Here is a 21618-nt window from a genome sequence, read left to right as displayed (position 1 = left end):
GCGCAAAGGCGCCTTTACGGCGTGATGAAGGCCTTCACCGATGCCTTGCCGTTCGTCACCTCCTTGATGACGAACGTGTGCAGCAACTGATGATCGACGCCGTAGTCCTTCGCGCCGGTCCACACGACCTTGCCGAAGATCGGCGCATCGTAGCCCGTCATCTTCTCGAGCTGGTCGCGGATCTGCGTGGTGTCGGTCGCGTCGGCGCGGCGCATCGCTTCGAAGAGCATGTTCGCCGCGTTGTAGTACACCGGGGCCAGGCCGTTCATCACGCCGCTGTATTTCTTCTGATAGGCGGCGACGAACGGTTTCACGCGCGGCAGCGATTCATCGATCACGTCATACTTCATCATGCCGTTGGCGAGCGGCCCGGCAATCTGGATCAGCTCGTCGATGCCCGCGCCGCCCGACTGGATGATGATGCCCTTGTAGCCGACCTGCCTCGCCTGCTTGACGAGCAGCCCCGCCTCACCCGGCGCATTTGCGTTGAGATCGAACACATCGACGTTTTGCGCCATCATGCGCAGCAGCAGCGGCGTGAATTCCTTCGTGCCCCGCTCGTAGGCATCCGTCCATACTTCGAAGCCGTTCTTCTTGTACGCTTCAGTGAGGATCGGCACGCCGGACTGGCCCGTCGCGTCGTTCGGCGCGATCATGCCGATCTTCTTCGCATTCGGCGAGTTCTTGTGCAGCCATTGAACGATCGGTGTCGAGAATTCCTGCGTGCTGTTGTTGACGCGGAATACGTACGCGCCCTTCCACTGATTGCGAAGGATCTGCGGCGCATAACCGTCGACGAACTGCAGGACCTTCGCGGGCTCCGTGACCGGCAGCGAGCCGAGCGCGCCGGGCGACCCGACCGGGCCGAAGATCACCTTCACCTGATCGCGGTTGACCAGCCGGTCGGCGGCCGTCTTCGCTTGCGCGGCGTTGTACTGGTCGTCGTAGGCGATCAGTTCGAGCTTGTAGGTCTTCCCGGCGAGCTTCAACCCGCCCGCTTCGTTGAGCTGGTCGATTGCGATCTGCACGCCGCGCTGGAGCCCGAGGCCCCACGCGGTCCCGCCTCCCGATAACGACGCGATCACGCCGATCTTCATCGTCTCCTGGGCGTGCGCGACGCACGCGGCGCCGCTCATGGCCGCCGCGCACAACGCGCGAATCGCGATGGTCTTCAGCGTCTTACTGATCATACGGATATCTCCTTTATGGTTTTCGTGCCGCCTGCCCGGCCGCCGCAGTTCAGGCCGTTCTTGAAGTCACTTGCCGTCGAAAGCGAAGCGGAACCGGTCGCCGTGACTGACGATGCGGCCGGCCGTCGGCGACGGGAAATGCCCGGTCAGCAGCAGCGTGTCGGTATCCGCATAGCGGTGCATCAGCGCGAGCCGGGTGTCGTGGGCCTGCTTCGCGTCGAAATCGGCGAGATTCGTCAGCGATGGATCGGCGAACTGGATCGGGTGATGGATCACGTCCCCGGTGAACACGGCGCGCTCGCGGCCGTGGTCGCCGACATTGACGAACACGTGGCCCGGCGTATGGCCGCAGGCGGGCGAGAGCCAGACGCCCTCGCCCAGTTCGCGTTCGACCACGTGATCGAGCTCGACGAGATCGGCGCGTCCGTGCTCGTGGATGGGCAGCACGCTGTCTTCGAACGAACCGCGATTGACCGGCGTTTCCGGATGCCTGCGGTGCTGATCGAACAGATATTCGAATTCGACGCGCGCCATCAGGTAGCGCGCGTTCGGAAACGTCGGCACCCAGCGGCCGTTTTCAAGCCGCGTGTTCCAGCCGACGTGATCGGCGTGCAGATGCGTGCAGAGCACGATGTCGATCTCTTCCGGCTTCACACCGATCGCGGCGAGATTGGCCAGATAGGGCGTGTTCAGGTCGTTCCAGTCCGGCATCGACGGCCGCTGCTTGTGGTTGCCGTTGCAGGCGTCCACGAGAATGGTGTGATGCCGCGTGCGGATGACGTAACTATGGAAGCTCATGTACAGCCGGGTCGAGCCCGGTTCGACGAGGTTCGGGCCGAGCCAGTCGCGATTGGCTTCGACAATGGCTTCGTCGATCGACGGGAACAACCAGCGCGCTTCGAGCGGCAGCCGGCTGATTTCGTCGAACTTGCGGATTTCGGTGTTGCCGATTCTCTGCGCTTGCACTGCTGTCTCCTGGTCATTCGGTCTTCGGTTCACCAGCGTCGATGCATTTTATATTATGCATCTTAGGAAAGCACGCTGGAACATCCAGAACGATGTGTCTTTCCGAATATATGAAGGTATGCTTATTGTTTCGAAAGGATGATGCGGCTTCTTCGCGCGCCGCCCTATCGGATACGGTAGAAGCGGGCCGCGGTGTCGTGAAACAACGCAGCGCGGTCTGACGCAGGCAGATTCGCCGTCACGCGCTTGTAGGCATTCCACGCGATGCCGTAGCCGAAACAGCCCTTGTCCACCGGGAAATTGCTCTCGAACATGCAGCGCGAAGCGCCGAACGCCTCGATGCAGGTCTCGACATACGGCCGGATCGCCTCGGCCACCGACGCGGAATCAGGCGGCAGCGTCAGTCGTTCGAAGTCGAAGCCGAAGAGCGGCATGCCGAAGCCACCGAGCTTCACATGCACATTCGCGTAGCTCGACAGCCGCGCTATGTCATCGCGCCATGCCGCGAACACTTCGTCGCGATGCCCGCGATAAGGCCCGAGCGCCAGCGGGCCGCCGACGTGATTGAGCACGATCGGCGTGTCGCCGAATTTGTCCGCTAGCTGGCATAGCTCGGGCAGTTGCGTGTGAATCAGCCATGCATCGAATGCAAGCTGGCGCGGCGCCAGCTGCGCGATGCCGGCCTGAAAAGACGGATCGAGCAGCAGCCTGGCCGGCGGCGTCGCAGCCGATGGACGTACGTCCGGGTTCGCGTGCCACACGGCGATATTGCGGATGCTGCGCAAGCGCCCTTCCGACACATCGATCAGGTGATCGAGCGCCGGCCCCGCCGCCGCTCCGAGCGTCAGATCCACGTTGCCGACGAACGCGGCCCCGACGCGCGTGAAGGTGCCGAGCGCCTCGGCCTCGCGCGCTTCGGCCAATGCGAAGCGCATTTCGCCCGCCGACGCGCGTTCTTCCGGGCCATCGGTGTCGTAGTGCGTCTTGCATTCGACGAACACCGTCGCGCGGAGATTGTGTCCGCTCGCGAGATCGTCGAGCAGATCCCGCGAGCGATAACGCTTGTCCGGAAACTCCCACAGATGATGGTGCGCATCGATGATCGGCAGGTCGGGTTCCAGTGCCGGTTCGGTGCGAAGCGCCAGCCATTCCGGGCGTATCGCAATGTGCGGCGCAGCCTTCGCAATGTCGCGCGGCGCGGTGAGCGGTTCGTTCATGTCAGCCTCCGATCTGCCCCGTCACATCGCCTTGCAGCGCTGCGCCGGGACGCTCGCCGATCGGCGAACGCGTGAGAAACCACGATGACAGCGCGCCCATCACCAGCAGGCCGCCCGCCGCCGCGAACGCGGTATCGAATCGCCCGGTCGCCTGCACCACATAGCCGGTCACGATCGGTGCGAGGAAACCGAACACGTTTCCGCCGATCAGCAGCAGGCCCGTCGCGCGGCCGAGATCGGCCTTCGAGCGCAACAGGTCGCCGAGCAGCGTGATGTTGAGTGCGTTACCCGTCGCGACGCTGCCCAGCGCCATCGTGATGAGCAGCAGAATGCCTTCGATGCTGGACACCCAGGGCACGAACAGGATGACCGCGCCGCCGAGCACGACAGAGCCGAGCACGATGCGCCGGCGTCCTGCCTCCACCGCGCGCGCCGTCAGCAGGCGGTCGCTCAACATGCCGAGCGCGACGGAGACGACGATCGATCCGATGTACGGCAGCGCCATCACCGTGCCGCTCTTGAGCAGCGTCATGCCGCGTTCAGCCTGTAGGTAGTTCGGCAGCCACGTCAGAAACAGGTATTGCGTGTAGGCGCCCGCGCCCTGCGTGAGCATGAGGCCCCACATCGTGCGGCTCGCGATGATGCGGCTCAGCCCGATCGGCTGCGACGCGACCGCCTGCGCTTGCGATACGGTCTCGCGCTCGCGGCGAATCGTTTCGCGCTCATCATCGGAAATCCACGAGGCCTCTTCGGGCTGACGGAAAAATGCGAGCCACACGGCAAGCCACACGAAACCCACGAGACCGCAGATGGCGAAGGAGATACGCCAGTCGAGCACCGATACGAGCCAGGACAAGCCCACCGCACCCAGCGCCGGACCGAAGTACGCGCCCGAGTTGAACACCGTCATCGCAGTGCCGCGCTCGCTGCTCGGCACCCATTCGCGGATGATCCGCGAAGCCGCCGGATAACAGCACGATTCGCCGACACCCATCACCACGCGCGCGGCGACGACGCCGCCCATCGACGTGGCCGCGCCGGTCAGCGCGGTCGCGGCGGACCAGAGCGCCATGCTGAAGGCCGTCACCGAGCGTGAGCCGAATCGGTCGATGAGCAGGCCCATCGGGATCAGGCAGAGCGTGTAACCCCAGAGAAAGGAAGAGAACAGATAGCCGAGCTGAACCTTGTCGATGCCCAGCGCCGCCTGGACGTGGCCGGCCGACACGGACAGCGCGACGCGATCCAGATAGTTGATCGCGGCGAGCGCGAACAGCATCAGATACACCCAGTAGCGAGATCTCCAGCGCACAATCGTCTCCTTTTTGGTTGCCGGGCTTCGCTGGCCGGCAACGCGATTCCTGAAAGTGATGTCGTGAATATAAATTATATTTTCCATCCGGACAACGCGCTTCTGTCGAACGAGGGTTTGCACCGACGCTCGCATCGTCGCCGAAGCGACACAAAAACGTTCGCTATCCGAATCAGTTCGGGAAGATTTCCCCGATGTGACTACCGGCCGCCCGACACCACCAGGTTGGCGCTCAGCAGATACCCTGCGTCGTCGTTCAGCAGCCAGAGAATCGCATTGGCGATCTCCTCCGGCGATCCGCCGCGTCCGATCGGAACTTCGTCCGCGAGACGCTCGATGCGTCCGGGTTCGTTGAAATCGGTGTACACGAGGCCCGGAGAAACCGCATTCACGCGGATGCCCTCGCGCGCCACTTCCTTCGCGAGGCCGATGGTCAGCGAATTGACCGCGCCTTTCGATGCCGCATAGTGCACGCGCCGGCCCGCCGATCCGTGCGTAGCCGCCACCGACGACACGTTGACGATGCGCCCGCCCGCGCCGCCGCGCGCCGTTGACATGCATCGCACGGCTTCGCGGCAACAAAGGAAATAGCCCATCACGTTGACGGCGAGGGTTTCCTGCAACGCGGAGACGTCGAGGTCCGCGAGACGGGTCGAGCCGCCGCTCACGCCCGCATTGTTGACGAGATCGGTCAGCGGGCCATAGCGTCGCGCGACCTCATCGAACATGGCGACGACGGCGCGCTCGTCGGACGTATCGGCTTGCCACGCGAATGCGTCGCCGCCCGATGAAACGATCTCGTCGGCGAGCCGTTCGGCGGCCTCCACCCCATTGCGATAATTGATGCAGACGCGATAGCCGCTGCGCGCGGCGCCCCGCGAGACGGCCGCGCCGATGCCGCGCGAGCCGCCGGTCACGATCAGCGTGCGGCGCGCGCCCGGCGCGCCGACAGGTGAAACGGGATTGCGAGAAGTGCTCATGGTTGCCCTGCGTCCCCTGGAAAAGGTCCAGCTTCCCGTTCCGGCGCGATCATTCTTTCGCCGGTTCCGTGGCGTTCTTCTCCACACGATGCCAGCCGGCCTCGATGTGCTCGACCATTGCCGCCAGCGCGCCAGCACGATCGCCTTCTTCGAGCCGGCGCAGGATCTCTTCGTGCTCGTGCAGCAGTTGCTTGAAGCGGGCTGCCTGGTCGTCGTGGAAGTTGAACGGATACTTGGCCCATAAGACCCGGACGAACTGCAGCGTCTGCGGGCGATCGGCGATTTCATAGATTCGAAAGTGAAACCGGACGTTGGCCGCACGCACCGGGAACGGCTCGCGCGCCTTCGTCAACTTGCTCAACTCGCGATGGATCGTGCGCAGCTCGGCGATCTCGTTGTCCGTGATCTTTTCGAGCGCCCACTCCGTGAGCCGGCGCTCCAGCACCACGCGCAACTCGAAGATCTCGCGCACGCTCTTGCGATCTATCTCCGGCACGAGCAGCCCCTTGTGCGGGATGCTCAGCACGAAGCCCTCCATTTCGAGCGCCTTGAGCGCCTCGCGCACCGGCGTGATCGATACGCCGAGTTCCTCCGCGATCTCCGCCTGCTTCAGCTTCTCTCCCCGCCGGTACTCGCCCGAGATGATCCGCTCTCTCAGCCGCTCGGCCACCTGATCCAGCTTTGTTCGAAACACCATATGAACCCCAGAGTGTCCTGCCTTGTCCGCTCGCGGCCCCGCCGCGCAAATCCGCGGCTGGCCCGAGCCTGTCGTGTCTGCCGGAGCGGTTCGCCGTCCGGCACGGAGGACATTGTAAGGGGCGAATAAAATATATGGTCCTCGGCCAGCCGCACCCGGCATGCGCCAGAACGCTTCCGATCCGCCTTGTCAGACGCTCGAATGCGCGCTCGCTCAGGCGCGGGTTCCGTCCGTATCCAGCACGAATTTGGGCAGCACGAAACCGTCGGGCATCGGCTTGAAGATCATGCGGACTTGCTTGCCGATCCAGCTTCCCTCGGGCAGCGGCGCTTCAAGGTTCGAGACGAGCACGGCGCCTTCTTCCAGACGCACCGCAATCACGTTGTAGGGCGCCGGGTATGCGTCCAGATAGGTCTTGTGAAAGACGACCCAGGACAGCACCGTGCCACGCCCCGACACGCCGCGCCATTCGAGTTCGCTGGACAGGCAGTGCGGGCAGACCGGCCCCGGCGGGTAAAGCACGGTGTCGCAGGACGTGCAGTGCTGGAGCTTGAGCGCGCCATCGCGGATGCTTTGCCACATCGGTGCGTCGTACATGCCCATCACCGGTTGCGGCGTGCGCGGCGCTTCGGCGGGTGTTTCAGTCATGTGGATTTCCTATCGGCTATAGATGATCGAAACAGCCTTGCCGGCGACATCGGATGTGTAGTGCGCGTGCCGGCAGTCGTCGATCTGACGCTCGCCGCATTCGCCGCGCACCTGCCGCACGCATTCGATCTGATGCGCCCAGCCCTGCATATAGGTCTCCGACAAGTGCCCGCCGCCCGTATTGGTCGGCAGCTTGCCGCCCGGCCCGATGCCCTCTTCGCGCAGAAACCGTCCGACGTCGCCGACCGCGCAATAGCCGTAACCTTCGAGCGCGAGCGGCACATGCACGGAGAAACTGTCGTACACCTGGAACAGGTCCATGTCCTTCGGACCAAAACCGGCCATCTCGTAGGCCTGACGCGCGCAGTCCTGCTGCGCGGACAGGTAGAAGTCGGTCAGGCGCGGTTCGAGGCTGGTGGCGCCGCGGTTCAGATCGCGCCGCCCGATCGCCTCGATATAAACGGGCGGCTTTTTGAAGCGCGCCGCCCGCTCGGCCGTCGTGACGATCAGCGCGACGCCGCCGTCGTTGATCATGCAGTAGTCGTACAGGCGCAGCGGCTCGCAGATGTATTTGGCCTCGCGGTATTCGTCGAGCGTGATCCGCTTGCGCATCACCGCGTTCGGATTCATGGAGGACCACGCGCGCTGCGCGACCGCGACGTGCCCGAGGTCATCGGGCTCGAAGCCGCGTGCCTCGCAGAAGGCGCGGAACGTCAGCGCATACAGCGCGCCTTGCGACGTGAGGCCCCACGGCGAGTGATACACGTACGAGAGAAACGCATCGCCGCCCATTGCCTGCGGGCCGCCGTACTGGATCTGCGCCGAGCGCTGATCGTTGCCGTAGACGAGGGCCACCGTCTCCGCGAGGCCCGCCTGAATCGCCGTCACCGCCTGAGCGACCGACAGCACCGCATCGGCCTGATCTCCCCAGCGCGGATCGATGCCGAGCACTTCGGACATCCGCTCGTAGGCCGTCGTCGGACCGACGATGAGACCGTCGATTTCATCCTTGCCGATGCCCGCGTCGTCGAGCGCCTGGCGCAGCGCGATCGCGCCGTAGCCGTAGCTGTCGGTCGGCTTCTCGCCGCCGCGCACGCGCTTCCAGTCGCCCACCCAGTCCGAATGGCCGACGCCGACCACAGCTGCCGCCCGGCGCAGCGCTTTCGACGGGCTTGCCGCTTTCCACTTGCTCACGAAAACACTCCTTGATCGTTCAGTTCGTCGAGTTGCTTCCCGGACATGCCGAGCAGGCGGCCGAGCACCTCGCGCGTATGCTGGCCGAGCAGCGGCGGCGGCTGAAGCTCGACGCGCTCGCCGTCGATGAGATACGGCGGCGAGTTGAGCAGCACCGCGCCGATCTCCGGATGCTGCACGTGCTGCCAGTAGTTCCGATGCGCAAGCTGCGGATCTGCTTCGATGAGCCTGCGCGAATGCGCGACCTCGGACACGGCGATCCGTTGCGCACGCAACGTCGCCACGATCTCGTCGGGCGAATGCGTTGCGCACCATTCGGCCACGGCCTGCTCGACGCGATCCTGCGCGGCCAGGCGGCCAGCCGCGGTGGAAAGCGATGCATCGTCGCCCAGCTCCGCGCGCCCGATGATCGCGGTGAGCGCGCGCCACTGCGCATCGTCCGTGACGGCCACGGCGACCCACTGATCGTCGCCGCGCGCGCGAAAGATGTTGTGCGGCGCATGGCTGCGGCTGCGATTGCCGACTTGCGGCGGCTCGTGGCCCGTCGCGCTCGCCTCGACGATGGCCGGGCCGATGAAATTGATCGTCGATTCGACCTGCGACAGATCGATCTTCATGCCGCGCCCGGTCTTGCGCCGATGCGCGAGCGCGGCGAGCACCGCGAACGCCGCATGATAGGGATTCGCGGCATGATCCGGATAGTGCGTGCCCGGACCGACGGGATCGGCGGGACCATAGGCCGTCTGCCACATGATGCTCGTGACGGCGCTGATCGTCATGCCGACGCCGAGCAGGTTCGCGCGCGGGCCGTCCTGTCCGTACATCGGCATCGACAGATAAATGATGTCGGGCTTGATCTCGCGCAGCGCCTCGTAGCCGAAGCCGAAGCGGTCCATCGCGCCGGGGCCGAAGTTGTTCGACACGACATCCGACTTGGCGACCAGTTCACGCACAATGCGCTTGCCTTCCTCGGTCTTCAGGTTCAGCGAGATGCTCTTCTTGCCCGTGTTGCGCGACGCGAAGTAACCGCTGCGGTTCAGTCCGAAGACGCCATCCTTGTAAGGACCGGCCGTGCGCACTGAATCGAGGCGCGTGGTGCTTTCGATCTTCAGCACTTCAGCGCCGAAATCGGAGAACACCTTCGTGCCGAACGGCCCTGCTCCGGCCCATGTGAGATCGGTAAAGCGAACACCTTCAAGGAAATCAGGCTTCATGAAGTCTCCTCTTCTTGTGTCACGCCGGCTGCGGCTGTTCGTTGCCGGCGATGGCGGGCCTGAGCTTCCATACGGGCTCGGACAATCGATAAGGCGCGCCGGGAAAGCTCACGCGAGCGCCCGCGAGCGACAACTCCACCTGCTCGAAGTACTCGCGGTGTCTCAGCTGAGGATCGTCGAGCACGTCGGTGACTCGGGCCACCGGGCCCATCACGATCTTGCGTTTCAGCGCCTCTTGCGTGAGTTGATCCTGCGTGTAGTCCCGCGTGAACGATTCCAGCGTCTGACGGAATATCGACTTCGCCTCGCCCGTGAGCCGCCACACGCGATCCGCCCAGCGCTCCTTCGTGAGTTCTTCCGCCGACGGATGTCCCGTCTCCTGAATCCAGCCCACGAGCGCGTTCCACGACACGCCCAGCGAGCGCGGCGCCGCCAGGAAAATCAACCCGTCGCGGCACGCGAACATGTCCTCGCTCGCGTCTCGCGTGCCTTCGCCGCCACGCATCGACACCTTGCGTTCGAAGTCCCACATCTGGATGGAGTTCTGCAACGAGTGGGCGATGCACTCCTGCGCCGATACGTCCACCTCGTGACCGCGGCCCGTGGCCAGCGTGTCGTACAGCGCCAGCGATGTCGCCGTTGCCGCGTACACGCCCGTGACCATCGTCGCTTGCAGGCCCGGCAAGCGCAGCGGCGCATCGGTCAGCCGGCCCGACAGCCAGGCGATGCCGCCCGCCGACTGCAGCGTCAAATCGGTCGCGGGCGCATCCGCCCACGGACCCGTGCGTCCGAAAGGCGAGATCGACGTCACGACCGCCAGCGGAGCCTGCTGCTGCACCCACGACAGTTCGTCATACAACGGACCGCCGCGCTCGAGCAGGATCACATTCGCCGCCTGCGCCAGCGCCGCGAACGCTTCGCGGCCTTTCGCGGAGGCCAGATCCAGCGTCATGCTGTCCTTGCCCGCGTTCAAGAACTCGAATTCATAGACCGCCGGCTCGCGTTCGATTGCGTCCGCCGATGTCGCCGCCTGCCGGTCAGGCAATCCGCTCGGCGGTTCGATACGCGTGACCCGCGCACCGAGATCCCCGAATAGGCGGCCCACGTAGCGGCCGAATTCCCACGTCAGGTCCAGTATCTGGACGTCTTCAAATGGACTATTCACTGCTCCTCCTTGGTTCCCCGTGCCAAAAATATAATTTATATTCTATATGCGCGCAAGCGGATCGATGAGAGTCTTCGCTCGCGGATGCATTGCGATACCGTATGCATCGAATCGATGCAGTCGTCTCTTCACATGCGAAGCCGGCTTGCTCCGGCATCGCCCTTCATTGAGCTTGCTGATGCCACTGTCCACTATCGAAGAGCGGGAATTGCTGCACACACGGCGTATCGAAGCGAATGGCTATGCGAGGCCGGGCGGTCTTTACGACCTCGAAGCGCGCCTCGTCGATGTCAAGACACACGACAAGATCGGACCCGCCGGCACGCGTCGCGCGGGCGAGCCCATTCACGACATGTCGCTGAGAATCACGATCGATACCGAGATGCATATCGTCGCCGCCGAGGCGTGCTTCGATGCGCATCCTTATGAGAACGTGTGCGACCGCATCGCGCCCGACTACGGAAAACTCGTGGGATTACGCATTGCGCCGGGCTTGAGCGCGGCTGTGAAGGAACGCCTTGGCGGCACGCGCGGCTGCACGCATATGACGGATCTGATCGGCGTCCTGGCTACGCTCGCCTTCCAGACCATGGCGAATCAGCGCGCACGGGATGCGCAGAATCGCGAGCGGCCGTTTCAGCTGAACCGGTGTCATGCATTGGCAACCACCGGTGAGGTCGTGCGTCGCTATTACCCACGCTGGTATGCGTCGATCAAACCCGCCAGCTGACGTGCGCGATGCAACAAGCGTCAACATCTCCGCGGGCTGCACACGGATGCGGTTAGAAAGCCTCCTTTGGAAACTCAGTATCTGCGGATCTGCATCGAGCCGGTGTGATGCCGAGAGGTTAAGCGCGCGTGAGGTAAGGTTGTTTGTTAGGGCCGGACCGTCGACCGCGATACTTCGACGCTAATTGATTTGCCACTGACTCAGTGCCTATCCTGGCTTCGCACGAAAGGCTCGCTGCGAGAGGACCACGCTTAGGAGACTTAGTTGCGTTTCGATCTACAATCGCTGAAGCTTTTCGTCGCCGTCTGCGAACACGGGAGCATCGCGCGGGCTGCGGAATTCGAGAACATCGCGGCTTCGGCGCTCAGCAAGCGCATGTCGCAGCTCGAAGACATCCTCAAGACGGCGTTGTTCGTGCGTAGCAACAAGGGTCTGGAATTGACCGTCGCGGCGGCAGCACTGCTGCAACACGCACGGACGCTTCTGCGCGACATCCAGCAGATGGAAAGCGAATTGCTCGACCACGCGGAAGGCGTTCGCGGTCAGATCCGGCTACACGCCAGCCTCTCCACCATCGTCCAGTACATCGCCAAGGATATCCGCGATTTCCTGGATCTCCATCCAGCTTTGCGCATCGACCTTCAGGAGAGCCTGAGCCCTGCTGTCGTGCGCGCCGTTTCCGAAAACACTGCCGATATCGGCGTGTTCGGCGGCACCACGGTAACTGCCGGCCTGCAGGTCTATCCGTACCGAAGCGACCGCCTCGTGGTCATCATGCCGCCCGATCATCCGCTGAGCCGTGCCGGCCGTCTCAAGTTTCGCGAGGTGGCGCGATATCCGCTCGTGGGGCCTCAGGAAGGAAGCTATCTGAATTCGCTAGTGTTGCGGGCGGCGGCAGACCTCGACCATCCGCTCAAACTGTCTATCCGGGTCAATGGCTTCGAGCCGGTGCGCAGCATGGTCGAGGCGCGCCTTGGCGTGGGACTCGTGCCCGAGCATCACGCCGAGCGCTACGTCAGCTCGGCGCCGCTGGTTGCTGTCCCGCTGGACGAACCGTGGGCCGAGCGGCACTGGAAAATCCGCGTGCGTGAGGCGGAGTCACTTCCCGCACCCGTCCAGCTCTTCCTCAAACACCTGCTTGCAAGCGCGCAGCAGCAGCCCGGCAATCACGAATAAGCTAGCCTCAATCCGGGTTCCGGCCACGACAGCACACCCAGACGCCCGGTGCCGGACATCGTGACATACGCTGTCTTCATGTCGGCGCCTCCGAAGCAGATGTTCGTCACCATGCCGTCGGGCACCATGACTTGCCGCATCACCTCGCCGGTCGGCGCGACGACGGTGATGCAACCGGTGACGAGCGTCGCTACGCAAATGTTTCCTGCCGCGTCCACGGCCAGGCTGTCGAATCGCTGGTAGCCCGGAAGCCCGCACACGAGACGTCCGCCGTGCGGCGATGGATACGGATGCTTGCGCGCCCGGCCGGGTTCCTCCAAGTCGAACGCCCATAAGCGCGCCGTTTCTGTTTCGGCGACGTAGACCACGCGATCGTCGGGCGACAGACCGACGCCGTTCGCGGTAGTAAGCGGATACGCGACTTCGACGATCATCGACCCGTCGGCTCGCGCGTAATAAAGACCCGCGTGATCGCGATCGCGCAGCCGGTTCTTGCCGAAATCAGTGAAGTAAAAAACCGCCTTCGTGGTCGAACACGATGTCGTTCGGCCCGCACAGCGGATGATCGCCGCAGCGGTCGTAGAGCGTCGTCAGCGTGCCCGTGCGCAGGTCGAACCGTTCGATCCGCCCACTCGTATAGCCTGGATGGATACCCGCCCGAGTGCGATTGAGCCCCGCAACGGTACGGAACAGGAATCCCCCGTTGTTGCAGATGTAGAAAGCGCCGTCCGGACCCACAGCGAGACCGTTCGGCCCTCCACCTGTATCCGCGACGACGCTCACCCTGCCGTCGACGGATACGCGGCTGATCGTCTCGCGCTCGATCTCGACCAGTACGACCGAGCCATCGGGCATCGCCACGGGTCCTTCGGGGAACATCAAGCCCTCCGCCAGGATGCGGACGTCGCTATTCATGTGTCGTCTCCTCGGTTCAACGCTTGTCCGCATTCTCGACGGAACGATTGTCGTACGTGGTTTCATCATCCTTTTCGGCGAGCGCATATTGCAGCGGTACGGCGGCGGCGACCTTTTCGGGTGTTGCATGCGCCGTCCAACGCTGGGCCTCGACGATGGCATTCGTCACCGCTCGCACGGTATTCGGATACCAGTCGAGAAAGTCTCTGGTCGTGTACATGGCCGCTTGCGGCCCGCGCACATAGCCCGTCGTCAATTGAGCCGCTTAAGTTCGCCGTCGTCGGCGTACCAGTCCACGGTCTTGCCGCTCGTGTTGACGGTGACGGCGCGCGGCTCGCTGAACTGATCGAACGACTCGATGCCCGTCTCCCGCCCCACGCCGCTGTTCTTGAAACCGCCCCAGGGCGATGCGGGATCGAGCCGGTGATGGTCGTTCACCCATACCATGCCGAACTCCAGCTTCGATGCCACGCGATGCGCCCGCGCCACGTCTCGCGTCCACACGGATGCGGCCAGACCGAACTGCGTCGCATTGGCGATGCGAAGGGCGTCGGCTTCATCATCGAACGGCATGATGACAGTGACCGGGCCAAACACTTCCTCCTGCCCCATCTCCGATTCCGGCGGCACGTCGTACAACACAGTGGGTTCGAGATAAAATCCCTCCGTTAGACCCTGCGGCACGCCGCCTCCGATCAGGCACTTCACGCCGGCTTGCTTTGCGCGGTCCAGCATGGCCAGAATTCGCTGACGCGAGCGGCCCGAAATTACAGGGCCGAGCTGCGTCTTGGCATCAGTCGGATCGCCGACCCGGATTTGCGACGCCTTGGCGCGGAAGCGCTCGAGAAACTCCGCGTACATCGATTTTTGCACCAGGATGCGCGCGCCGCAGACGCAGGTCTGCCCCGCGCCGATGAACGCCGCGAAGGCCGCGCCATTCACTGCGCGCTCCATGTCAAAATCGTCGAAGAGGATCACCGCGCCCTTGCCGCCGAGTTCGAGCGTCGTGAGCGCGAAATTGCGCGCCGCCGCTTCGCCGATCGAGCGCCCGACTTCCGTGCCGCCGGTGAACACTACCTTGCGAATGAGCGGATGACGAGCCAGCGCCGCGCCGGCCTCGCGCCCTTCGCCGTTCACCACGGTGACGACGCCCTTCGGCACGCCCGCCTCGTCGAGCAAGCGCACGAGCCGCACGGTCGTCAACGGCGTCTGCTCCGATGCCTTGATGACGACGCTGTTGCCCGTTGCAAGCGCCGGCGCGAGACTCTTCGACAGGATCATGAGCGGATGATTGAACGACGTCATCAACGCGACGACGCCGAGCGGCACACGCTGCGTATAGCAGAGATACGGACCTTCGATGGGAATGACGTCGCTGCGCCGCGTGAGCGCGAGCGCCGCGAAATAGCGATAGAACTGCGGCAAACGCGAAATCTGCGCGCGCGTCTCCGAGATCGGCCGGCCGTTGTTGAGCGTCTCCAGCTTGTAGAACTGCTCCAGGTCCGCCTCGAACAGATCGGCGAAGCGATTCAGGATGCGCGCGCGCTGCTGGATGGGCATGTCTCGCCACGTGCCGGCATCGAATGCGCGATGTCCCGCCTGCACCGCGCGATCGACATCGCCGGCGCTCGCGGCGGCCAGCGCACCGATCACGCCGCCCGTGGCAGGATTGACAATGTCCATCGTGTGGCCGCTCTCCGCATCGGTCCATTCGCCATCGATAAAGAGTTGAGCATCGAGATGATTCGGGTTTGCTGTGTCCATGTGTTTTCCTGAGTTCGGTTATTTCGAAGGCGATGCGTGCGCCGGGCGCACCTCGGGCGCATCGTGCAGGTCGGCGGAATCGGGCTGGAGATCTTCGAGGCGTTCGCCGGTCGGCTCGACGCCGAGCCACGCCACCACGACGATCTGAATGGCGAGCAGGCCGATCATCAGCGCCAGCACGCCGACAATGCCATGCTGCGCGAAGAGCGCCACCACGATGAACGGCGTGACGATGGTCGCGCCGCGTCCGAGCGTGTTGCAGATGCCGGAGGCGCGCAGCCGCACGGGCGTCGGAAAGAGCTCCGGCACATACACCGCGAACAGCAGCGCAACGAGCACGTAAATGGGAATGGTGAGCAGGAGGCCGATGACGGGCAGCAGCATCGCGCTCGAAACGAACGGATAGATTGCTCCGAAGACGATGGCCGCGAGCGACGCGCCGATGATGGTCGGCTTGCGGCCCCACGCGTCCGCCGTCAACGCGCCGATGCCGCTGCCGATGGGCGCGCCGAGCGACATCACGAGCGCGAAGCCGAACGACTTCGCGATGCTCATGCCCTGATGCACGAAGAAAGTCGGCAGCCACGTGACGAAGCCGTACAGCAGCGTATTGATGACCACGAGCGTCACGCAGCCGACGATCATGCGCGGCAGCATTGCACCGGAAAACAGCGAGCCGAACGACATCGGCGCTGCATTCGATGCTTTCGTCACGAGCGGTGGCGGCAGCGGTTCACCGCCGCGCGCGTGCGTCACTTCGGCCTCAATGCGCGACATGATCGCTTCGGCTTCGTCGTCGCGCCCGACAGATTCCAGCCAGCGCGGCGACTCGGGCAAAGACTTGCGCGCATACCAGACGCCGAGCGCGCCGAGACCGCCGACGACGAACATCGCGCGCCAGCCGAGCGACGGAATCAGCAGCAAGCCGATCAGCCCCGCGACCGGCAAACCGGACACGACGAATACGGCCATCAGCCCTTGCAGCTTGCCACGTTTGGTCGGCGGCACGAACTCCGTCAGCGTCGAATAGCCGACTACGTTCTCCGCGCCGAGGCCCAGACCCATCACGAAGCGGCACGCGATCAGCACCGCCATGTTGGGCGCGAGTGCCGCGCCGAGCGATGCGAGCCCGAAAATCGCGAGATTCGCCTGATACGTGAAGCGCCGCCCGAAACGGTCACCGAGAAAGCCGGTGCCGAGGGAGCCCAGCATCATGCCGAGAAAGGTCAGCGACACGAACAATGCGTTCTGCGCGAGCGTGGAAAACCCGCTTTGCAGCGTCGCGCCGAGCACGGTCGATGCGACGTAGATATCGAAGCCGTCGAAGAACATGCCGATGCCGATCAGCCACATAATACGGCGATGAAACGGCGACATCGGCAAACGATCCAGTCTCGGGCCTGCGTTGACGTACATGGTTGTCTCCTCCTTGTCGTCTGGTCGTTCCGTCTTCAGCGGCCTTGCATCAGGCGCAGGGAACTGACGGTCAGCATGTCGGTGGCGGTGCGGAAGTTGTCTTCGACGCGGCTTTCGCGCGCGGCCTGAAAGAACGCCTTGCAATGGCGCGCGCCGGTGTCGTCAAGCGCGAAGATGCGCCGAGTCAACGCATCGGCCTGCGCCTCCAGCGCGTCGCGTTCGCAGATGCGCGTGATGAGCCCCGCCTGCAGCGCTTCATCCGGCGTGATGGCATCGCCGAACAACACCATGGGAAACAGCACCTTGGGCAACGCATAGTCGCCGGCGTACGCCATGATCGCGGCGGGCGGTAAGCCCTTGCGCATCTCCGGAAACGCAAGCGATGCGTTCGAAGCCACCAGCGTGAAATCGCACAACATCGCGAGCCCCAGGCCGAAGCCCATCGCATCGCCGTGCACCTGCGCGATCGAGATGAGCGACGTATTGCGCACGAGCCGCTTCATTTCGATGAGCCGCGCGATCTCCTTTCGGATCGACATGGCATCCGTGCCTGCGCGCTCGCGTCCGAGGCAAAAGGTTTCGCCTACCGCGCGGATGCGGAGCACGCGTGCGGTGGGCTCCAGCGCTTCGGCACGCAGAGCGGCGGACATCGCATCGAACATGGCGGCAGATATTTCGTTGCCGCAGTCAGGGCGATTGAGCGTGAAGGTCATCACGCCGTCCAATCTGTCGATCAAAACGGGTTGCGGCAGCGAATCGCGATCCATGGCACTCCTCCTGTATAATCTGTATACAGCGTATTCAGAAACGGATAGAGGTGTCAATGGCTGCTGCAAAAACCGCTCGACCGAAAGGGGAACTCCGCGCGAAGGAAGCACGCGCTGTCGCGAGCACGCCGACGCTCAATGACATCGCGGAGCGTTATCACGCCAGGCTGCGTGCGGTGGATGCTTCCGGTGATTCCCTGAGTGAAGGCGTCGTCGTGCCCGCATTGCGCGAGGCGATCGTGGAAGGCGTGTTGACGCCGGGAAGCCGGCTGTCGGAAGTTCAGGTCGCGAAACAGTTGAGTGTGAGCCGCACGCCCATGCGTGAGGCGTTCGCGCAGCTCGAGCGCGAGGGGCTCGTCAATATCGTGCCGCGCGTGGGCGCATTCGTGCGAGCGGTGAGCGTGCGTGACGTCGAGGAAATCTACACGGTGCGGGCCGCGCTCGAATGTCTCGCCGTGCAGCTTGCATCGGAGCGCATCACGCCGCTCGGCACGGCGCAACTCGATGACGTCATCGCCGACATGCAGCACAGCGTCGATGCGGATGATCCGTCCGCTTACGTCGATGCGCTCGATCGTTATTACGCGATCGTGATGACCATCGCGGACAACCGGACTTTGCAGGCCAATCACGCCGCGCTGATCGGTCCCGTGCGGCGCTTGCGTCGCATCGCGATGGCGCGTGGCGGGCGCATGCGGACGTCGTTCGACATGGCGAAGAAGATTCGCGACGCCATCGTCGGCCATTCATCGGACGTTCAGGAACTGATGCGCGAACAACTGCGCGGCGCATGCGCGGCGGCAATGGATGTGCTCAACAGCAGCACTTCGTGAGGACGGTAGTACGTTGCCGCACTGGCTCGACTAGAAGAGACGCTCGACGTACAACCGGTGCGCATGAGCCCAATGCCGCCTTGCTGCCATTCGAGATTCGGTGCGGTCGCTCGTCTTCAGCGCGGAGCGGCAACGGGCATTTACCGCCGCAGGATTGAAGTGTGGCGCGATGGGTGAGCAGGGGAATTCTTCAGTAAAGGTGAAAACCGATAGTCTCTCCATGATCTGAACGGTGAGCACTGCAAACTTGCGCGAATCCATTTATAGTTGCATGGGTCGCATCCCCGCCGCGATCAGTGATGGCCGAATGCGAAACTGCACCATCGACTCGCGCTCGAGACGTTTCCAACGTTGTCGCGGCCAATGCATTCGACATCAGGTTCACTGACTGAGCCGCGAGCGAAACTCTCGCCCTCACGGATAGGCTCGGCAGCCGTATCATGCGGACGCCCCCGAGCCCGTTAGCCACCACGTGGCCTCCTCGTTTCAAAGGCAAGCCGCTGCGCGGTAGACCTATGCCGCGAACATCGAATTGATCCGGTCGGCCAATATTGTGAACCTGATTGGGCACGCAATTTCCCGTCAAACTATTAAGGGTCGGTACCTACAACCTCGGCGTTCCATTCAATTGGGTCCCGATGTCAAAGCGACGAGAGAAACCACTCGCACGTCGCCGGAGCTGTTGGCTGCCCCGGCCGTCTGAGGCCAGCAAAGTGCTTGTAACAGCGACCCGCGCGATGGGATTAGGCCTGCACAATCGACCGCGCCCTTTCGTGAATCCGTCTCCGATCACGGTCGCCATCTTCTTGGTGGTGCTTTTTATCACCTATCCATTGTCGATGGAAATGGGAGGCCTCAAAAGTGAGGTGCAACACTTATCTCGTATAAGGTGTTGCAATGCCCGACAAAACTATTTCATACCAGCACCTTCAACCTGAAGAACGCCTCGCCATCGCAAGCCTACGAATGCAGGACGTGAGCATACGGGCCATGGCCCGTATGCTCGGGCGCTCGCCTTCCACCGTGAGCCGTGAACTGACGCGCAACAGCTCTCCTGCTGGCTACGCATCAGTGCCAGCTCAAGCGCTGTGCGCCGCCCGCCGTAGGGCTGGTCGCGGCCCCGCCAAGCTTTGCACGCAAGGCGTTCGCTGGCGGATTGTGCTCACGTTGCTGGACTGGAAGTGGTCGCCCCAGCAGATATCGGGCACACTTAGGCGGATGTATCCGACCGACCCCACCCAGCACGTATCGCATGAAACCATTTACACGGCTATCTACGCTCAGCCGCGTGGCGAATTGCGCCGCCAGTTGATTGCCTGCCTGCGCCACGGCCACAACACCCGCATGTCGCGCACGCGCGGCACAGACCGACGCGGGCAGATTCCCAACATGGTGAGTATTCACGTACGCCCGCCCGAAATCGAGGACCGACTGCTGCCTGGTCACTGGGAGGGCGACTTCATAAAAGGCGCTGGGAACCAATCCTCCGTTGGCGTGCTGGTTGAGCGCACCAGCCGGCTGGTGCTGCTTGCCAAGATGGACGATGCTACCGCCGCCTCAGCTCTGGCGGGCTTCTCGGCCAAACTCAACTCGATTCCTGAACCCCTGCGCCAGAGCTTCACTTATGACCAAGGCAAGGAACTTACGCGCCATCAGGAACTCGCCGCGGTCACCGGCGTGCGCGTGTACTTCTGTGACCCCCATAGCCCCTGGCAACGCGGCACATGTGAAAACACCAACGGTTTGCTGCGACAATACTTGCCCAAAGGAACCGACCTCTCGGTCTACACCCAGGACGAACTCGATGCTATCGCCGACAGCCTGAACAACCGGCCACGCGCAACCCACGCGTTCTATTCGCCGTTCGAGGTCTTCGCCGCCACGCTCGCCTCAGCAAGCCAATCTCAAGGCGCTAAACATTAACCCCCTGTGCACTTCGGCTTGAAACCGCCCCATAAAACACGTCACTGCTGCTCGGAAAGATGACCGGTGCCGGCACGGACGCCGCAGCATCGTGAGCAGTGGCCGAGGTGCTGCTCGATGAACCGCCTCCGCAAGCCGCGATCGAAGAAACCAACACAAAAGAGCCGACTACGTAGCAAAGCGAATTGTGAATGTTCATTTTCAACTCGACACCTTCCGGTAGCTAAAACAATGGTTGCGCACTGCTGCAGGTTTTTCATGCGCCTCGGGTGCGCAGCCGTTAGCGGCGGCTTTCACACACGCCCATGCGCGCAACAACCGCCCGACGCGGTCGCTCGAAACCGGACCCGTTCCGGACACTGAACCAAGCGCCACCTCAACGGCAGCTTTAGACTGAACATTAATCCGTTCGAGTCGGTCGGCGAGTCATTGGCGATCGCTGCCTCTCGCAAATCAGAGATATCCTCTTTGGAGACGTCGATGTCTCTGTCATCTCCGCCGCTTCGGTGCCTGCTGGATTCGCTTCTTCCAATGCTTCCAGATACTCCCGCACGGCACGGCTTTGGCCCTTGACACAATCCCAGGCGATTGGTTCGGGACCCGATGGAGATAATTCTTCCACAGCCGCGGATCGAAGGCAACGGCGCGACGGCGCGCGCGGGCCTTCGAGACGGCGCTCGACCTCGACCCGACCTATGCACGCCGCCATCAGAATGGTTCGATCGTGCCCCCGGTAAGGCACTTGTATCTCGCAGACGAATAAGTGGAGACGATCTTGTTAAGACCGCCCTTCACGGCCGTTTCTCTTCAACAGAAGGAAGCATTACTTAGCAACACCCCTCCTGTTGCGGTCGATGGGGGCGTTAGATGACCCTTCTTTAACGCAAGCTTCTAGCGCAGCTATTGCCGCGTTAGCTGCAGCCATCACCTCTTGACAAATCTTGTGTCTGGGACTGCGCTCCAGGCTTGAGCAGCCTCCAAAGGCGTTCACTTGGGCTACGTCCGCACGCGCCTTTGCGAGCGCGTCCGGCGCAGAGCCGCTATCTTCTACCAACCTCGCAATGTCAAAAACGGTCCCGGACGGCAATTCTACGTATGTTGGGCAGGTGGCGCCGGCAATCAATATCGAAACAGGACCTGCGACAACCAGCACGGTGATTTTTCCGATTCGACGGGGAACGGTTCGCACGAAAATTACCCCTGTCTAGACGTTTTGCCTAACGGGCGGTGTTTGGGTCGGAGCCGCTTCGGGTGTGTCAAACGAAGGCTTCCGCTTCTGCGCGCGCCCTACCAACCAATACAAGATTAGATTAAATAATCGCGAACGACTGGTTCTTTATTTCGCTATCCTTATGTTCAGTGTATGTATAATCTTGACCGTCCGAAGCGCCTGAGCTTTTCACAAAAAAGAAAAGTTGACCGGGACGCTTGTTCGTTATTAGTCAGTATGACTCCGCGAGGCAGGGGCTGGCCTGGCGCGCGGAATCAGACGCGGGTTAGCATCGCTGCCAGAG

Annotated in this window: 18 protein-coding genes and 1 pseudogene; 4 read left to right on the top strand and 15 right to left on the bottom strand. The window is 63.0% G+C overall.

What is annotated here, in order from left to right; all coding sequences use genetic code 11:
- Positions 1 to 14: 14 nt before the first annotated feature.
- The 10 genes from NCS58_RS27145 to NCS58_RS27100 all read right to left on the bottom strand — a co-directional run bounded on the left by NCS58_RS27145 (position 15) and on the right by NCS58_RS27100 (position 10580).
- The gene (locus tag NCS58_RS27145; RefSeq protein WP_250477868.1) at positions 15 to 1190 is read right to left on the bottom strand and encodes an ABC transporter substrate-binding protein; all 1176 of its coding nucleotides are present in this window, start codon (positions 1188 to 1190) and stop codon (positions 15 to 17) included.
- A gap of 66 nt (positions 1191 to 1256) precedes the next feature.
- The gene (locus NCS58_RS27140; RefSeq protein WP_014193387.1) at positions 1257 to 2156 is read right to left on the bottom strand and encodes an MBL fold metallo-hydrolase; all 900 of its coding nucleotides are present in this window, start codon (positions 2154 to 2156) and stop codon (positions 1257 to 1259) included.
- Between the two features lie 164 nt (positions 2157 to 2320).
- Positions 2321 to 3373, bottom strand: a complete 1053-nt coding sequence (locus NCS58_RS27135) for an amidohydrolase (protein WP_250477867.1) — start codon at positions 3371 to 3373, stop codon at positions 2321 to 2323.
- 1 nt (position 3374) lies between these two features.
- Positions 3375 to 4682 carry an MFS transporter gene (locus NCS58_RS27130; protein ID WP_250477866.1) on the bottom strand — a complete coding sequence of 436 codons (1308 nt, stop codon included), beginning with the start codon at positions 4680 to 4682 and terminating at the stop codon, positions 3375 to 3377.
- 200 nt (positions 4683 to 4882) lie between these two features.
- Positions 4883 to 5662, bottom strand: a complete 780-nt coding sequence (locus NCS58_RS27125; protein WP_250477865.1) for an SDR family oxidoreductase — start codon at positions 5660 to 5662, stop codon at positions 4883 to 4885.
- Between the two features lie 49 nt (positions 5663 to 5711).
- The gene (locus NCS58_RS27120) at positions 5712 to 6359 is read right to left on the bottom strand and encodes a GntR family transcriptional regulator (RefSeq protein ID WP_045456864.1); all 648 of its coding nucleotides are present in this window, start codon (positions 6357 to 6359) and stop codon (positions 5712 to 5714) included.
- 213 nt (positions 6360 to 6572) lie between these two features.
- A complete protein-coding gene (locus NCS58_RS27115) occupies positions 6573 to 7007 on the bottom strand; it encodes a Zn-ribbon domain-containing OB-fold protein (protein WP_250477864.1) in 435 nt (144 codons plus the stop codon).
- 9 nt (positions 7008 to 7016) lie between these two features.
- On the bottom strand, positions 7017 to 8201 hold the full coding sequence (locus NCS58_RS27110; protein WP_250477863.1) for a thiolase family protein: 1185 nt from the start codon (positions 8199 to 8201) through the stop codon (positions 7017 to 7019).
- Positions 8198 to 9415: a CaiB/BaiF CoA-transferase family protein gene (locus NCS58_RS27105; protein WP_250477862.1), complete on the bottom strand. Its 1218-nt coding sequence runs from the start codon at positions 9413 to 9415 to the stop codon at positions 8198 to 8200. Before NCS58_RS27105 ends, NCS58_RS27110 begins: the two co-directional genes overlap by 4 nt.
- A 19-nt stretch (positions 9416 to 9434) precedes the next feature.
- A complete protein-coding gene (locus NCS58_RS27100) occupies positions 9435 to 10580 on the bottom strand; it encodes a CoA transferase (RefSeq protein WP_250477861.1) in 1146 nt (381 codons plus the stop codon).
- Between the two features lie 178 nt (positions 10581 to 10758).
- On the opposite strand from NCS58_RS27100, the gene NCS58_RS27095 reads away from it, so the two are divergent.
- Together NCS58_RS27095 and NCS58_RS27090 are read left to right on the top strand one after the other, a co-directional pair.
- Positions 10759 to 11310, top strand: coding sequence for a DUF2889 domain-containing protein (locus tag NCS58_RS27095; RefSeq protein WP_250477860.1), 552 nt, complete (start codon positions 10759 to 10761; stop codon positions 11308 to 11310).
- Positions 11311 to 11574: 264 nt separating this feature from the next.
- On the top strand, positions 11575 to 12486 hold the full coding sequence (locus NCS58_RS27090; RefSeq protein ID WP_250477859.1) for a LysR family transcriptional regulator: 912 nt from the start codon (positions 11575 to 11577) through the stop codon (positions 12484 to 12486).
- Here the strand turns inward: NCS58_RS27090 and NCS58_RS27085 are convergent.
- The 5 genes and pseudogenes from NCS58_RS27085 to NCS58_RS27065 all read right to left on the bottom strand — a co-directional run bounded on the left by NCS58_RS27085 (position 12477) and on the right by NCS58_RS27065 (position 17348).
- Positions 12477 to 13401 (bottom strand): annotated as a pseudogene (locus NCS58_RS27085) (SMP-30/gluconolactonase/LRE family protein). The gene NCS58_RS27090 and the pseudogene NCS58_RS27085 overlap by 10 nt on opposite strands.
- Positions 13402 to 13417: 16 nt before the next feature.
- The gene (locus NCS58_RS27080) at positions 13418 to 13642 is read right to left on the bottom strand and encodes an ABC transporter substrate-binding protein (RefSeq protein WP_311394680.1); all 225 of its coding nucleotides are present in this window, start codon (positions 13640 to 13642) and stop codon (positions 13418 to 13420) included.
- 11 nt (positions 13643 to 13653) lie between these two features.
- Complete coding sequence (locus tag NCS58_RS27075) at positions 13654 to 15165, bottom strand: aldehyde dehydrogenase (protein WP_250477857.1); 1512 nt, start codon at positions 15163 to 15165, stop codon at positions 13654 to 13656.
- Positions 15166 to 15183: 18 nt separating this feature from the next.
- The gene (locus tag NCS58_RS27070; RefSeq protein ID WP_250477856.1) at positions 15184 to 16581 is read right to left on the bottom strand and encodes an MFS transporter; all 1398 of its coding nucleotides are present in this window, start codon (positions 16579 to 16581) and stop codon (positions 15184 to 15186) included.
- 35 nt (positions 16582 to 16616) lie between these two features.
- Positions 16617 to 17348, bottom strand: a complete 732-nt coding sequence (locus NCS58_RS27065) for an enoyl-CoA hydratase/isomerase family protein (protein WP_250477855.1) — start codon at positions 17346 to 17348, stop codon at positions 16617 to 16619.
- A gap of 56 nt (positions 17349 to 17404) precedes the next feature.
- On the opposite strand from NCS58_RS27065, the gene NCS58_RS27060 reads away from it, so the two are divergent.
- Positions 17405 to 18181, top strand: a complete 777-nt coding sequence (locus NCS58_RS27060; RefSeq protein ID WP_250477854.1) for a GntR family transcriptional regulator — start codon at positions 17405 to 17407, stop codon at positions 18179 to 18181.
- A gap of 912 nt (positions 18182 to 19093) precedes the next feature.
- Positions 19094 to 20104, top strand: coding sequence for an IS30 family transposase (locus NCS58_RS27055; protein WP_409241441.1), 1011 nt, complete (start codon positions 19094 to 19096; stop codon positions 20102 to 20104).
- The last annotated feature ends 1514 nt before the right edge of the window (positions 20105 to 21618 follow it).

It is taken from the genome of Caballeronia sp. INML3B (assembly GCF_023631305.1).
GTDB classification, from domain to species: domain Bacteria; phylum Pseudomonadota; class Gammaproteobacteria; order Burkholderiales; family Burkholderiaceae; genus Caballeronia; species Caballeronia turbans.
The sequence above is the reverse complement of the archived record's forward strand: the minus strand, read 5'-3'. Positions and strand labels throughout refer to the sequence as shown.

Excerpts from the sequence above, each read along its gene's own strand:
- NCS58_RS27135 (WP_250477867.1), bottom strand. The coding sequence starts at position 3,373 with ATGAACGAACCGCTCACCGCGCCGCGCGACATTGCGAAGGCTGCGCCG.
- NCS58_RS27095 (WP_250477860.1), top strand. The coding sequence starts at position 10,759 with ATGCCACTGTCCACTATCGAAGAGCGGGAATTGCTGCACACACGGCGT.
- NCS58_RS27125 (WP_250477865.1), bottom strand. The coding sequence starts at position 5,662 with ATGAGCACTTCTCGCAATCCCGTTTCACCTGTCGGCGCGCCGGGCGCG.
- NCS58_RS27115 (WP_250477864.1), bottom strand. The coding sequence starts at position 7,007 with ATGACTGAAACACCCGCCGAAGCGCCGCGCACGCCGCAACCGGTGATG.
- NCS58_RS27145 (WP_250477868.1), bottom strand. The coding sequence starts at position 1,190 with ATGATCAGTAAGACGCTGAAGACCATCGCGATTCGCGCGTTGTGCGCG.
- NCS58_RS27065 (WP_250477855.1), bottom strand. The coding sequence starts at position 17,348 with ATGGATCGCGATTCGCTGCCGCAACCCGTTTTGATCGACAGATTGGAC.
- NCS58_RS27070 (WP_250477856.1), bottom strand. The coding sequence starts at position 16,581 with ATGTACGTCAACGCAGGCCCGAGACTGGATCGTTTGCCGATGTCGCCG.
- NCS58_RS27105 (WP_250477862.1), bottom strand. The coding sequence starts at position 9,415 with ATGAAGCCTGATTTCCTTGAAGGTGTTCGCTTTACCGATCTCACATGG.
- NCS58_RS27120 (WP_045456864.1), bottom strand. The coding sequence starts at position 6,359 with ATGGTGTTTCGAACAAAGCTGGATCAGGTGGCCGAGCGGCTGAGAGAG.
- NCS58_RS27060 (WP_250477854.1), top strand. The coding sequence starts at position 17,405 with ATGGCTGCTGCAAAAACCGCTCGACCGAAAGGGGAACTCCGCGCGAAG.
- NCS58_RS27075 (WP_250477857.1), bottom strand. The coding sequence starts at position 15,165 with ATGGACACAGCAAACCCGAATCATCTCGATGCTCAACTCTTTATCGAT.